Here is a 12,979-nt window from a genome sequence, read left to right as displayed (position 1 = left end):
AATAACAAAAAAGAGACCCGATTGTTAGACTATACCTAACTTTTTAGGGTCTCTTTTTTGTTTTTTCTTGAAAGTTTGATTTATTTACTATGCTATCGTTTGATAAATCAAAAAGATATTTAAACAAATGACTAATGCAGCTATCACCCAAGCTACAGTAGTTGTTGCTTTATGATTAACCAACCCGCCCATGATTTTTTTGTTGCTTGTAAACATGATAAGAGGAACAAGCGCAAATGCAATTCCGAACGATAAAATAACTTGACTGACAACTAGTGCACTTGTTGGATTTACGCCAAACCCGATAATCAAAAGCGGCGGAATAATTGTAATGAACCGGCGAAGATATAAAGGAATTCTGCGTTTAATAAATCCTTGCATGATGACATCTCCAGACATTGTTCCGACCGAAGAACTTGAAAGTCCTGAAGATAATAATCCAACTCCGAACGCAATAGCTGCAAAGGGACCAATTAAATGTTCAAATTGTGTAAAAGCCACGTCCAAATCTTGCACGTTTAGTCCGTTTTTAAAGAATAGAGCGGCTGCGACAATCAGCATGCTTGCATTAATTGCACCAGCGATAATCATAGCAATCACAATATCAATAAATTCAAAGCGGAAAATCGCTTTTTTCTCCGATTCTGTAGTTCCTACCACGCGGCGCTGCGTAAGAGCTGAGTGCAAATAAATCGCGTGTGGCATAACTGTAGCACCTAAAATCCCAGAAGCTAGCAGCACGCTGTCTGTTCCGTGAAACTGAGGAACAAATAAGCCGTGGACAACACTTGCGCCGTCTGGATGCGCAAGAAACATTTGAGTCCCAAAAGCTAATACCACAATAAAAACCATCGCCGCAATCGCTGCTTCTAGCAGTCGAACACCTCGTCTTTGTAACTCTAAAATAGCAAAAGAACCTACCGCTGCGATAAGTGCAGCTGGGAACAAAGGAATATGAAATAATAAATAAATTCCAAGAGCAGCCCCAATAAATTCTGCTAAATCCGTCGCCATAATGACCAATTCTCCTTGGATCCAAAGTCCAAAAGAAACGAAGGACGGGAAGTGTTCCTGTGCTATCTCGGGTAAATTCAAGCCCGTTGCAATCCCTAATTTAGCTGATAACGATTGAATTAAGACAGCCATTAAGTTAGAAATTAATACAACCCAAAGCAGCATGTATCCGTATTGAGAGCCTGCTGCAATGTTAGTAGCAAAATTACCTGGGTCGATATAAGCAACCGCTGCGATAAAAGCAGGCCCTAAGAAAGGCAATAATCGCTTAATTCCTTTTGTTTTACCCGACAATACGTCTTGAGCACTTAGCTGCATAGCCGATAATGCTTTACTGCCGTTTTGATCTTTCATGTCTAGTGCTCCTTTCTTTGATGAACAATAAATAGCCCAAGCTAATTTTTTTATATGAAGTATAAAATGTTTCCTTAATGCAAATTATATGCTAGCAAAGGTTCTTTTGACAATAAAAAAGTTTAGCAAAAAATATAGATCATCTTCAGCTGTTTTTTATCCCGTTTGGCACAATTCTTTAAATGCACAGCCGTGACAGGAGGCAGGCGTATCTGTTTGAGGGAAATGCTCAAGCGAAAGAGGCTGATTTACCTCTGAGTCTTCCAAAAAATTTTTCATATAATCAATACTTGTATCAACTTGCTGAAGAACAGCTTCAATTTCATGAAGAGTAAGCTGATACGTACGCGCACTACCTGAAAGCAAGTATTCGTTTCGGACTTTTATCTGATCAACGGAAATATTATATTCGGCTAGCACGTAGAGGGCGTATATCGCCAGTTGAAACAAATCATCTTTTGTTTGTTTACTTGTTTTCCAGTCAACAATCGTAAATTCGTCTGTGACTGGATTTTTAAAAAGAGAATGAAAAGGCGCATATACTTTATGATCATACACATTTATAGAACGAAATGACTGATGAGGCTCCACTTCTAAAAAAGGTGAAGATACGATGTCGCCAAACGATTTACTTTGTAAAAAGTGATGTATACAAATGTGTACCCGTTTTTGCATGTCTTTAAGATCTTTTTTAGAAATATAGCCGTTTTCGTAGAATTCTAAAAGCATCTTATACTGAGCGGGCTTATGATACCAAAGCTCTCCATAGTCAGTAGAATCACGCAGTGCGTTATTTAGTAGCTGCTGCGCTTTCTCCGTTAAGTTCTGTTCATCCGGGACAATCTGTGTAGAGGTATAGTCAGAAATGGCCTCTGTAATCACTTGACGAACGGCTTGTCCGGCGTACATAGATAAAGTGGAAACCTTTTTTAGACGATAAGCGCTCTGAGACTGAGCAGAAGCGCTGTCAAGCCATCCGTTATGTGAGACATAATAATGATATGCATACTTTCGTTTGCACTCTGTGACCATTTTATGCCTGGAGTATGACCATGAAAATTCAGGGAAATCAGTGATTTGAAACAAGCTATTCACATCCTTTTTCAAAAACTGCGCATAGGTTGGTCTATTAGTATATTCGTACTTGAGTTAAAATAGACTAAAAATGTAGAGAGTGAATAGCTATGCATGCATATTATTTTGTGGATTCTCGCGAAATATGTATAAATAGAAAAAAACTATTTAAAAATTGATTGCTTTTTTCTGTGGCGGATGTTATATTAATAAAGCGATGAGCTAATTTGTGTAAGTCGAAGGACATGCTTTCGAGCTAAACGTGTGAATGTGGTCACACGGTCCCCGCCACAAACGCATCAAAGACGTCCTGCGTGGACGTCTTTTTCATTTTATAAAAAAGAGAGCGCTAGCGCTCTCTTTTTTTGTGGGATTATTTTCCGAAAAAGTTAAGGGCTGTTATTTGAATGCTTTCACTATGTTTTTAATACTTCTTTTTTATTCCACACATCGTTTCCTGCTCGCAACAAGAGTTTTCTTATCCGATTTTCTCGACCAAACGTAAATATATAAAAACTTACTGTATTTGCACATTTGCCGCATATTGCATTGTTCCTCTTGTAGAGTTAATCACAATATCAACAACGTACAAACCTTGATTTTCAGGAACCTTAAATTCATTATTTTTGACAAACAGCTTGGTTTTTTCACCGTTATCTCTCCATATATGCACACTCACACTACGAATATAAGCACCGTCTAAGTTCGAAAAATGGAGCTTAACCAATTGTTGCTGCTTCAATGGGATACTTTTTTGCTGCAATATGTATGTATATAAATCATATACATTTATTTCTTTTTTTGTTGTTGACCGGCCGTTTGACCAGTTAATAGAACCTTTGTGAAGGTGATAGGTATGTTCGTTGACCGAAAGCGTAGCTTCAGGTTTGTTTTGATCGTATTCTTCCTCTAGAAAAAAAGCACTGTTCTTAAGTAAAAGTAAGAAGAACACCATAACAGCTCCTAGACCGCTTAAGACATATACACCACATTTTGTGGGTTGTACTTTCATAATAAATTCCTTTCACAGACCAATAATTAAGGAGGATAGGTACATAAAATTTCCACTTTTTCTATTTTAAACGATTACAAGTAAAATTACATTTATTGCTTTCTTTCTTCATAAAAAACAGGATAATAGTCATGTGTTTTCTACAAAAGGTCTCCTTAGATCCAATTCAAACCCATAGAAAAGGAAGATACTTGGAAATTAAAAGAGGGAATCTAAAAAATTTACAGAAGTTGATAAGTGATTTAAAATTATACAGAGGAAAAAAGCATTTCAAAAAAAGGGAGATTAGTAGGTTTTTTGTTCTACTTCGGCTTCTTAAAAAGTCGTATTTTTCGTAAGAAACTGTAAAGCTATATTTTATAATGGTGAACCAATACATATACAAACAAAAGGGACACACAAAAAGGGGGATCAGCATGCAAATTAGAGAACTAGAATTACATGATGCTGCAAACTTTGTAGATTTGCTTAAACAGATTGAAGAAGAAAGTAAGTTTATGCTGTTTGAAAGCGGAGAGCGAAAGCTGAGCACAGATCAGCAGGAGAAAAACATCGAAATCTTTAAGCAGCAGCCAAACTCTACGATTATTGTAGCAGAAGAAAACGAGATGCTTGTGGGATATATAGCGGCAACAGGGGGGGAAGCTAACCGAAACGCTCACATCGCTTCTCTAACATTAGGTATTCGAAAGACGTTTCAAAATCAAGGGATTGGGACAGCTTTAATCGGTGCACTTGAAGAATGGGCGAGAGAACACCATATTCATCGTCTTGAACTTACAGTCGCTATACAGCATGAAAAGGCTCTTTCTTTATATGACAAAGTAGGATTTGAAATTGAAGGAACAAAAAAACATTCACTGCGAATTGGCGGTTTGTTCATTGATGAGTACTATATGTCTAAATTGCTGAACTAAAAAAGAAACGACGTTTAAAGACGCCGTTTCTTTTTTTAGCTTCCTCTATAAATTTGGTATCCCCACGGTGACACAAGCAAAGGGACGTGATAATGTTCTTGTTCAGAAGACAATCCGACTCGAACAGAAACTTGATTTAAAAAGGGCGGATTTGTTGTTTGGACCTCTTGTTTTTTATAATATTCCCCGATATGAAACAGAAGTTCATAATCTCCTGATTCAAACGCTTCAGAAGAGAAGAGCGGAGTTACTAATCTTCCGTCTTCATTTGTAGTACCGTGTGAAATTTTTATTCGTTTACTTTCCGACTGTATATGATAAAAATCAACTTTGACAAAAGCAGCCGGACATCCGTGGGTAAGATCTAAAATATGCGTCGTGATTTTAGTCATGCTCGTTTCTTTATCTCCTTATTTTCAGTGATTTTATCAGTTAAGCGAAAGAAAGCAATTTTATATACTTCTTCTAACGCTGTATCAAACTCCGTTTGCTCGGTATTTAGTAAACGACTTTGCATTGCCTCGTATATATCTTCTTTTTGTTTACCTCGTACTGCCAAAATAAAAGGAAACGGAAACTTCTCCATATACGTTCCATTAAGAGAAGAAAACTGTTCATACTCATCTTGCGTTAAGTTTTGTAAGCCTGCTTTGGTTTGTTCTTCAGTAGAAGCAGATGTCATGGCAATATTTTCACCTAGATTTGGATGAGCTTGCAGCAGCTTCAGCTGTTTTTCTACAGACGCTTGCGCTACAATTTCTTTCATCATGCCGTGAAGTTGTTCAACGGAAGAGAAAGGGCCTTTAGAATAAGCCTCTTCTGCAACCCAAGGTGAATGCTCAAATATATCACCAACTAGTGAAACAAAATGCTGCTTGCTAAGCTGATTTACATACTGCACAGATACGTTATTCATACTACACCACCTTTATTTTATTTCTGAATAATCTGTCTTCTCTAAAGAGACAGAAGGTACTTTTCGTTCAATTGATGTGTTAAAAAAGAGATTTAATAAAATGGCAGCTAAACTTCCCGTAATAACTCCATCGCTTACAATTACGCGCAAAGCATTTGGGAGCTGAGCGAATAAATCAGGTACCACCGTTACACCAAGGCCGAGTGAAAGAGAGCACGCAATAATCAGCAAATTTTCTTGTTTGGACAAATCAACAGCACTTAGCATTTTGATGCCTGATGAAATAACTAAACCAAATAACACGACCATTGCTCCTCCTAAAACAGGGGTGGGAATAATGGTTGTAAAAGCAGCTATTTTCGGAACAAGCCCCAGTAATACGAGAATGAAGCCGGCTACTACCACTACATTTTTTGTTTTTACTTTCGATAATTGAACCAGTCCTACATTCTGAGCGAATGTATTGTAAGGGAAAGCATTAAATAGCCCTCCAAGGACAATGGCGATTCCTTCTGCACGGTAGCCTTTTGTAAAATCCTTTTCCGTTAATTCCCGATCACACAGCTTTCCTAACGCTAAAAATACGCCTGTAGACTCAATAATAATGACCAAGCATACGAGAATCATTGTTAAGATGGGCCCGATTTCAAAAGTGGGCATCCCAAAATAAAAAGGAGTGGGAACGTGCAGCCAAGAAGCTTCATTAAAATTAGTAAAATCAACTTTTCCCATTAATATAGCGGCTATTGTTCCGGCTACAATTCCAATCAACACAGAAAGAGAACGAAGAAAACCGCTGAAAAATCGATTTAAAATTAAAATAAGCGCTAGAACACCAAAAGAAAGAAGAAGATTAGAAAGAGAACCAAAATCTTTGCTTCCCACTCCTCCTGCCATATTTCGGACAGCGGATGGTACAAGCGATAAACCAATCATCGTCACAACCGTTCCGGTGACAACGGGAGGGAAAAATTTAATAATTTTGCCTAAAAAACTTGCTGCCAGTACGATGAAAATACCACCGGCAATAATCGCTCCGTAAACAGCGCTAATTCCATATTGAGTTCCAATTGAAATCATAGGAGTCACCGCTACAAATGAGCTTCCGAGTACAACAGGAAGACCAATACCAAACCACCTGTTCGTCCATGCCTGCAGCAGCGTAGCTAGTCCGCATGTTAGTAAATCAATGGCCACAAGATAGGATAAGTCATGAGCATTTAAATTCAATGCGCGCCCCACCATCAGCGGAACGAGAATGGCACCCGCATACATAGCAAGTACGTGCTGTAATCCCAATGAAGCTAGTCGAAACGGTCGATTTTGGTTATTCACCTAAAAACCTCCTTTAATTATATCACATGTAATGTTAATAAATATTACATTTAGAACGATACATTAATAGTAAAGTGTTTTTTAAGGGATGTCATTAGTCAAGTTGACCAAAAATAGAGGTTTCAATATCTACTTTTTTACAATATATATAGAAGCAGGTAAGCTATTATGTAAAAAGATGTTACATTTATTTTTTGATACCAGATATTAATATCAAGTGATATAATTTTGTATATATTTTCAAATAATAGAGAGAAGAGGAAACATTTATGTATAATGTCGCGGCTCACACATGTAAATTTTTATTGAAAAGGAGAGGGAAGCTCCACGTAAGGAACAGAGAGTATCTGCCAATGGATACAGGCTTTGTGATCGCTTGTTCGCATAAGGGATGGATAGACGTTGTAGCGCTTGGTGCGGCTGTTTTGCCTCACCAAATTCATTTTATGGCAAAAAAGGAGCTTTTTAATCATATACTCACTAGTAATGTATTAAAAAAACTCAACGCATTCCCAGTAGATCGTAACAACCCGGGACCCAGCAGCATTAAAATACCTATTAAATTAGCAAAAGAAGGACATATCGTCGGGATTTTCCCTAGCGGCACGCGAACAGAGGAAGACGTTCCCTTAAAAAAAGGAGCAGTCACTATAGCGAGCATGGCAAAGGTTCCTATTGTACCCGCAGTTTACAAAGGACCTACAAATGTAAAAGAACTATTTTCAAAGGGTCCTCTTGTTATCTCCTTTGGAAAACCTATCTACCTTGGAGAAGATAAACTGACAAAAGATCGCCTTGCCGACGTGTCAAACCATTTAACATCTTCAATTCGTGCGTTAGAGGAAACAGCAAGATAACTTCATAGCGGAGGTGCACCATGAAGGATTGGGTACAGAGAAAGCTAAACGATGTAATTAGTGATGATGTGCAGGCAAAAATGAAAGAAAAGATGGCTGAAAGCGGGGTAACCGTTCCTATATCCGCTTCTATGCTCATGCGAATTTTTCAAAAGCAAATGACAAAGCAAGATCAAATTCAGCAATTTTCTATTTCATTTCAAGACTCCTATATTCACGTGAATGGAATTATTAAAAAATTTCTGGTGAGAATTCCATTTTCCATTGTGCTAGAACCTCTTGAGGCAAAAGAACGTACGCTTCTATTCAAAATCCATGAAATGAAACCTCTTAATCAAAATTGGATCAACTATCGAATTTTTCACAAGCCGCCTGTTACTACGTATGAAGAAAAACAAATTCATATCAATCTCAATGAAATTGATAAAGTGAAGGTCATTCCAGTGGGGAAAATCAAACAATTTTCAATACAAGATGAAAAGCTTCGAGTGAAAATTGGTTTATAAATAGTTGTAAATAAAATGTAGAAATAGTTTTTTTAGAAAGAAAACCTTTTCAATTCAGCACTTAATTCTATTAGGTGCTATTTCTTTATAATTTTTATAAAATTTTTAGAATTTTTCGTCTCTAACTATTGTGACACGCTTCCCTAAAGTTGTACAATGTAACTTATATAGAGGTTTAAGCGAAAAACCCGTAAATATAAAGAGCAAGGAGAAACAACTATGACAACTTATTCAATCGATGTAACACTAAGTCAAACAAAAAAAGAAAAGCCGCAATCTGATCAATTGCAATTCGGGAAAATCTTCACGGACCATATGTTCATTATGGATTATACAGAAAGCCAAGGATGGCACGATGCTCGTATTGTACCTTATCAACCTATCACATTAGATCCGGCATCCATGATCTTTCATTACGGGCAGTCTGTTTTTGAAGGACTAAAAGCATATGTAACAAAAAAAGAGCAAGTATTATTATTTAGACCAGATGAGAACTTCAAACGTTTAAATAAATCAAACGATCGCCTTTGTATTCCTCATGTTGATGAAGACTTAGCGCTAGAAGCGTTAAAACAGCTGATTAAAATTGACCGCGAATGGATTCCTACTGCTGAAGGTACATCACTATACATTCGCCCGTTTGTCATCGCAACAGAGCCTTACTTAGGAGTAGCGCCATCTGGCCGCTATCAATTTATCATTATTCTTTCTCCAGTTGGTTCATATTATAAAGAAGGGATTGCCCCTGTAAAAATTGCGGTTGAAAGCGAATTTGTTCGTGCTGTAGCCGGAGGGACAGGGACGGCTAAAACAGGCGGAAACTATGCCTCAAGCTTAAAAGCTCAGCAGCTTTCTGACTCAAAAGGCTATTCACAAGTACTGTGGTTAGACGGAGTTGAACGCAAATACATTGAAGAAGTAGGAAGCATGAATATTTTCTTCAAAATCGATGGAGAAGTAGTAACGCCATCTGTGAACGGAAGCATTTTGGAAGGAATTACGCGTAAATCTATCATTGAGCTGTTAAAACACTGGGATATGCCTGTAACTGAGCGCCGTATTTCTATGGAAGAAATTAAGCAAGCTTATTCCGAAGGCAAACTAGAAGAGGCATTTGGAACAGGTACAGCTGCAGTTATTTCTCCAATTGGCGAACTATTTTGGAATAACGAGAAAATGGTTATCAACGATGGAAACACGGGAGAAGTATCACAAAAACTGTATGACACTCTAACAGGTATTCAAAATGGTACAGTGGAAGATCCATTCGGCTGGGCAGTGGAAGTAGAATAAATTTCGGTAATCGAATATCTTTTTACGTAAAAGAAGCGGGACAGCTCCCGCTTCTTTTTTTGTTTGTTACCAAATAGTCCAAAAGAAACAAGTTATTTTTTGAATATTTAGAACTACTTATATACTTTTATTGTAAAATAAAATATAATTATCCTTATAAAAGTAATACTTTGTCTTTATTGAAATTCACAGCATTATTTATTCGTTATAAGGGGGAGAACAAAATGCTTTTTTTATCACATGATGAAAAAATTAAACAGCTGGCTTCACACTTAGCTGAACGACTCGAAAGAGAATTAAGCCAAGAAACCTCAGATGAACAAATGCACGTGCTCATCGGCTATTTGTTTGCTTCTCATTTAATCGAGCACCGTCCTACGGGTTATTACGTAAGGTCTCAATACCCTGAGCAACTAAAAGATTTATATGAAACTTTACACGTCCCTCAATAAATTATCTCTTCCTCTTTTGTCCTATATCGTGTAGAATTTTAGAAAATATATGATTTTCTAGTTGATGGCAGAACTAGGATATAGCGTGGTATGGCATTTACCTTTAAATGATTAAGTAATGGCTTTAGAGGTGAATAATGTTAGCGCAAATCAAAGAAATGAGTTTAGATAAAAATCGTCGTAATCCACATTACCGCGTGTTGTTGCAGTCTCCAGACGGGAGTGAACTATTCATTCACTTTAATTATACATACCGATCAAAAACATATTGGTCAAGAGATGTATATTACAACAATGTTCATAAAAAATCTCAGCTTGCATGGTATACCCAAAGCGTAGAGGAAATGACTGCTCAGCAGTTTCTTGAAGAGCTAGGAGCTATCGTAAATGAACATTTCAACTTTACACCGCGACGATAACCAAAAAAGCACCCCTTCATATAGGGTGCTTTTTTTGGTTGTTTTACATAAATAAGGACAGAGTAATGTATATTCTCTTTTTTTGAAATGAAAGGCGGAATGTTCATGGCGCAAATTATAATGTGGGTGTTTTTTATTGGTCCCTGGCTATTGCTTTTTGCAGTTGATAAAGAGCGAGTAAAGCGGTATATGGCTGTATCACTATTCGGAGTGGTATTGTTAACGATGTTTTTCAAATTGCAGATCGCTTTAACTGGTGGGAAGTGAATAAAACTCTTTTTTTCTTTGTTAATATGACGCCTTTTCCTTTTGACATATTTATAATAGGCACGCTTTTTATTTTACCTATCCTGGCTTTTGGATGTTTATGATTATCAATGCAGCTTTCGAGTTATTTCAGGCATTTGTCATGAGTCCTATCTTTGAAAAGCTAGACATTTATACACTGAAGGAAATGAATCATTTTTTATTATTTGTACTAATGATGGTTATTGCTGTTCTACTTTTTCTTTATCAAAAGTGGAAAGATACTGCGTTTAAGTTATCTATCAAGTGATAGAGAGAGAGCTTGTGTTTTATCGCTAACTTTTATATAATGAGTGTATAAAACCCTCTATTTATATCGGAAATAGAGGTGTTTTTACTATGGAAAAGATACAAAATGGCAAAATATCTGCGGATGAACATCATTTTTCGCAAAAAAATTAAAATAATGTAAAAGTTTATGTTAAAATGGCAATGTTGCGTGAACGAATTAACTAACTTTACGCAAGAATGCTATTTACATACGTAAGAAGGAGAGAGATTTAAGATGGCAAAGACGTTAATTTTTGGACATAAAAATCCTGACACAGATACAATCTGTTCTGCAATTGCATACGCTGATTTAAAGAATAAATTAGGTGTAGAAGCTGAACCAGTTCGATTAGGCGATATTAACGGCGAAACGCAATTCGCTCTTGAAAAGTTCAATGCTGAACTACCACGTTTCGTTGATGAAGTATCTAAAGAAACAAATGAAGTTATTTTAGTGGACCACAACGAACGCCAGCAAAGTGCAAACGATATTGATCAAGTTCGTGTGCTTGAAGTAATTGATCATCACCGTATTGCTAACTTTGAAACAGCAGATCCTTTATACTATCGTGCAGAGCCAGTTGGATGTACGGCAACGATCTTAAACAAGATGTATAAAGAAAACGGCGTAGAAATCGAATCTAACATCGCAGGTCTTATGCTATCAGCTATCATTTCTGATTCTTTATTATTCAAATCACCAACTTGCACAGACCAAGACGTTGCAGCTGCTAAAGAATTAGCGGAAATTGCAGGCGTAGATGCAGAAGAATACGGATTAGCAATGCTAAAAGCTGGAGCTGACTTAGGCGATAAAACAGCTTCACAATTAATTTCATTAGATGCTAAAGAATTCAGCATGGGCACAAGCAAAGTTGAAATTGCACAGGTGAATGCAATTGACGTAAACGACGTTTTAGTGCGCAAAGTTGAATTGGAAGAAGCGATTACTAAAACAATCGAAGAAAAAGGATTACAATTATTCCTTTTAGTTGTTACAGATATTTTAAACAGCAACTCTACTGCATTAGCATTAGGTTCTGCTGCTTCAAAAGTAGAAGAAGCATACAACGTAACGCTTGAAAACAATACAGCTGTCTTAGAAGGCGTTGTATCACGTAAAAAACAAGTAGTACCTGTATTAACATCTGTATTTGCTTAATAAAAAAAGGTTCGTGTTTAGACACGAACCTTTTTTTTGTCCATTTGCACGTCAAGCCAATTTAGTATATCTTCTATCACTTCATCTTTATTTAATTCATTAAGCAACTCATGACGGCACTGTGTAAAAAAGCGGTAGCTTACGTCCTGCAATCCGGCTTTTTTAAAGTCGTTATATACTTTGAGTACACCTTTTGTATAGCTGCCTACTGGATCATGTTCTCCAGATATTAAATAAACAGGCAGGCTTGATGGGACTAGCTTTATATTAGCTAAGTTAGAGATTTGTTTGATTCCTGTTAATAAGTCATAGAAAAATCCCGCTGTGAAAACTCCTCCGCAATAAGGGTCATTTACATATAAATCTACAGCTTCATTATCTTGACTTAACCAATCAAAAGGTGTCCGAGCAGGATGAAATGATTTATTGTATTGTCCAAAAGAGAGCTTATCAAGCAAAGGGCTAGGAGATCGTAACCCTTTTCTCTTTATCTCTATTTGCGCAGCTAATATGCCGCCCTGCAGTGAAAGGGAAGGAATGCTGCCAGTACCTGAGAGTATCACACCATGAATGTGCTCTGTATTCAATTGAATATATCTTCTCGTTAGAAAAGACCCCATGCTGTGACCGAAAAGAAAGATTGGTAAGCCGGAGTGTTCCGTTGAAATGTGCTTAGTCAGAGCAATCACGTCGTAGACTACTGTATCAAAACCATTTTCTTCAGCAAAAAAACGCTTGTCTTCATCTTTTAAAGCTGTTTGACCGTGACCTCGGTGATCATTCCCACATACGATGTAGCCATGTTGCGTTAATACATTAGCAAAGTATTCGTAGCGTCCAATATGTTCGGCCATTCCATGAACTATTTGGACAACGCCTTTTGCAGAATTGTTTTCAAGATCCCATTTTTGTGCGAATATTTCTTTTTCCTGATGACCTCTGTAGTAAAAGGATTGTTTCATGCTCAGCATTCACCTTCTGCTTTCCTGTAAAATAAGGGATATATGTATATATTATACTAATTTATGCAGGTGATTTTACTATTTTAAAATAAAAAATGATTATTTTGTCATAAACCTTTACAAACCTTTA

Annotated in this window: 15 protein-coding genes; 8 read left to right on the top strand and 7 right to left on the bottom strand. The window is 36.9% G+C overall.

Annotated features, from left to right (window positions below):
• Window positions 1-87: 87 nt before the first annotated feature.
• From BG04_RS24495 to BG04_RS24485, 3 genes are all read right to left on the bottom strand, one after another.
• Entirely contained in the window at window positions 88-1,368 is a 1,281-nt protein-coding gene (locus BG04_RS24495; protein ID WP_013057219.1) for an Nramp family divalent metal transporter, read from the bottom strand.
• A 156-nt stretch (window positions 1,369-1,524) separates the two neighbouring features.
• Window positions 1,525-2,463, bottom strand: coding sequence for a PD-(D/E)XK nuclease family protein (locus BG04_RS24490; protein ID WP_234943184.1), 939 nt, complete (start codon window positions 2,461-2,463; stop codon window positions 1,525-1,527).
• Window positions 2,464-2,959: 496 nt separating this feature from the next.
• Window positions 2,960-3,454, bottom strand: a complete 495-nt coding sequence (locus BG04_RS24485) for a hypothetical protein (RefSeq protein ID WP_034651680.1) — start codon at window positions 3,452-3,454, stop codon at window positions 2,960-2,962.
• 416 nt (window positions 3,455-3,870) lie between these two features.
• Here BG04_RS24485 and BG04_RS24475 point away from each other — a divergent pair, with 416 nt between their 5' ends.
• Window positions 3,871-4,371, top strand: a complete 501-nt coding sequence (locus tag BG04_RS24475) for a GNAT family N-acetyltransferase (RefSeq protein ID WP_013083340.1) — start codon at window positions 3,871-3,873, stop codon at window positions 4,369-4,371.
• Window positions 4,372-4,406: 35 nt separating this feature from the next.
• Here the strand turns inward: BG04_RS24475 and uraH are convergent, their stop codons facing one another.
• Genes uraH through BG04_RS24460 form a run of 3 tightly spaced genes read right to left on the bottom strand, consistent with a single transcriptional unit; the run spans window position 4,407 to window position 6,622 of the window.
• On the bottom strand, window positions 4,407-4,763 hold the full coding sequence (gene uraH, locus BG04_RS24470; protein ID WP_013057215.1) for a hydroxyisourate hydrolase: 357 nt from the start codon (window positions 4,761-4,763) through the stop codon (window positions 4,407-4,409).
• Window positions 4,760-5,287, bottom strand: a complete 528-nt coding sequence (uraD, locus tag BG04_RS24465; protein WP_034651684.1) for a 2-oxo-4-hydroxy-4-carboxy-5-ureidoimidazoline decarboxylase — start codon at window positions 5,285-5,287, stop codon at window positions 4,760-4,762. The genes uraH and uraD overlap by 4 nt, the downstream gene beginning before the upstream one ends.
• Before the next feature lie 12 nt (window positions 5,288-5,299).
• Window positions 5,300-6,622: a nucleobase:cation symporter-2 family protein gene (locus BG04_RS24460; protein WP_034651686.1), complete on the bottom strand. Its 1,323-nt coding sequence runs from the start codon at window positions 6,620-6,622 to the stop codon at window positions 5,300-5,302.
• A 269-nt stretch (window positions 6,623-6,891) separates the two neighbouring features.
• Here BG04_RS24460 and BG04_RS24455 point away from each other — a divergent pair, with 269 nt between their 5' ends.
• From BG04_RS24455 to BG04_RS24425, 7 genes are all read left to right on the top strand, one after another.
• On the top strand, window positions 6,892-7,479 hold the full coding sequence (locus BG04_RS24455; protein WP_034651689.1) for a lysophospholipid acyltransferase family protein: 588 nt from the start codon (window positions 6,892-6,894) through the stop codon (window positions 7,477-7,479).
• Between the two features lie 20 nt (window positions 7,480-7,499).
• A complete protein-coding gene (locus tag BG04_RS24450; RefSeq protein WP_013057211.1) occupies window positions 7,500-7,985 on the top strand; it encodes a hypothetical protein in 486 nt (161 codons plus the stop codon).
• A gap of 219 nt (window positions 7,986-8,204) precedes the next feature.
• Complete coding sequence (locus BG04_RS24445; protein ID WP_034651693.1) at window positions 8,205-9,278, top strand: branched-chain amino acid aminotransferase; 1,074 nt, start codon at window positions 8,205-8,207, stop codon at window positions 9,276-9,278.
• Between the two features lie 224 nt (window positions 9,279-9,502).
• Complete coding sequence (locus tag BG04_RS24440; protein ID WP_016764285.1) at window positions 9,503-9,730, top strand: hypothetical protein; 228 nt, start codon at window positions 9,503-9,505, stop codon at window positions 9,728-9,730.
• 137 nt (window positions 9,731-9,867) lie between these two features.
• Window positions 9,868-10,149, top strand: coding sequence for a hypothetical protein (locus tag BG04_RS24435; RefSeq protein WP_034651696.1), 282 nt, complete (start codon window positions 9,868-9,870; stop codon window positions 10,147-10,149).
• Between the two features lie 105 nt (window positions 10,150-10,254).
• The gene (locus BG04_RS31495; RefSeq protein ID WP_230586553.1) at window positions 10,255-10,416 is read left to right on the top strand and encodes a hypothetical protein; all 162 of its coding nucleotides are present in this window, start codon (window positions 10,255-10,257) and stop codon (window positions 10,414-10,416) included.
• Between the two features lie 544 nt (window positions 10,417-10,960).
• Complete coding sequence (locus tag BG04_RS24425) at window positions 10,961-11,887, top strand: manganese-dependent inorganic pyrophosphatase (protein WP_013083332.1); 927 nt, start codon at window positions 10,961-10,963, stop codon at window positions 11,885-11,887.
• A 17-nt stretch (window positions 11,888-11,904) separates the two neighbouring features.
• Here the strand turns inward: BG04_RS24425 and BG04_RS24420 are convergent, their stop codons facing one another.
• Window positions 11,905-12,849 (bottom strand): alpha/beta hydrolase, encoded by a 945-nt coding sequence (locus tag BG04_RS24420; RefSeq protein WP_034651698.1) that lies wholly within the window; start codon window positions 12,847-12,849, stop codon window positions 11,905-11,907.
• Window positions 12,850-12,979: the final 130 nt, after the last annotated feature.

Origin of the sequence: Priestia megaterium NBRC 15308 = ATCC 14581, from assembly GCF_000832985.1 — a bacterium.
GTDB lineage: Bacteria > Bacillota > Bacilli > Bacillales > Bacillaceae_H > Priestia > Priestia megaterium.
The sequence above is the reverse complement of the archived record's forward strand: the minus strand, read 5'-3'. Positions and strand labels throughout refer to the sequence as shown.

Excerpts from the sequence above, each read along its gene's own strand:
- BG04_RS24495 (WP_013057219.1), bottom strand. The coding sequence starts at position 1,368 with ATGAAAGATCAAAACGGCAGTAAAGCATTATCGGCTATGCAGCTAAGT.
- BG04_RS24485 (WP_034651680.1), bottom strand. The coding sequence starts at position 3,454 with ATGAAAGTACAACCCACAAAATGTGGTGTATATGTCTTAAGCGGTCTA.
- BG04_RS24475 (WP_013083340.1), top strand. The coding sequence starts at position 3,871 with ATGCAAATTAGAGAACTAGAATTACATGATGCTGCAAACTTTGTAGAT.
- uraH (WP_013057215.1), bottom strand. The coding sequence starts at position 4,763 with ATGACTAAAATCACGACGCATATTTTAGATCTTACCCACGGATGTCCG.
- uraD (WP_034651684.1), bottom strand. The coding sequence starts at position 5,287 with ATGAATAACGTATCTGTGCAGTATGTAAATCAGCTTAGCAAGCAGCAT.
- BG04_RS24455 (WP_034651689.1), top strand. The coding sequence starts at position 6,892 with ATGTATAATGTCGCGGCTCACACATGTAAATTTTTATTGAAAAGGAGA.
- BG04_RS24450 (WP_013057211.1), top strand. The coding sequence starts at position 7,500 with ATGAAGGATTGGGTACAGAGAAAGCTAAACGATGTAATTAGTGATGAT.
- BG04_RS24445 (WP_034651693.1), top strand. The coding sequence starts at position 8,205 with ATGACAACTTATTCAATCGATGTAACACTAAGTCAAACAAAAAAAGAA.
- BG04_RS24440 (WP_016764285.1), top strand. The coding sequence starts at position 9,503 with ATGCTTTTTTTATCACATGATGAAAAAATTAAACAGCTGGCTTCACAC.
- BG04_RS24435 (WP_034651696.1), top strand. The coding sequence starts at position 9,868 with ATGTTAGCGCAAATCAAAGAAATGAGTTTAGATAAAAATCGTCGTAAT.
- BG04_RS31495 (WP_230586553.1), top strand. The coding sequence starts at position 10,255 with ATGGCGCAAATTATAATGTGGGTGTTTTTTATTGGTCCCTGGCTATTG.
- BG04_RS24425 (WP_013083332.1), top strand. The coding sequence starts at position 10,961 with ATGGCAAAGACGTTAATTTTTGGACATAAAAATCCTGACACAGATACA.
- BG04_RS24420 (WP_034651698.1), bottom strand. The coding sequence starts at position 12,849 with ATGAAACAATCCTTTTACTACAGAGGTCATCAGGAAAAAGAAATATTC.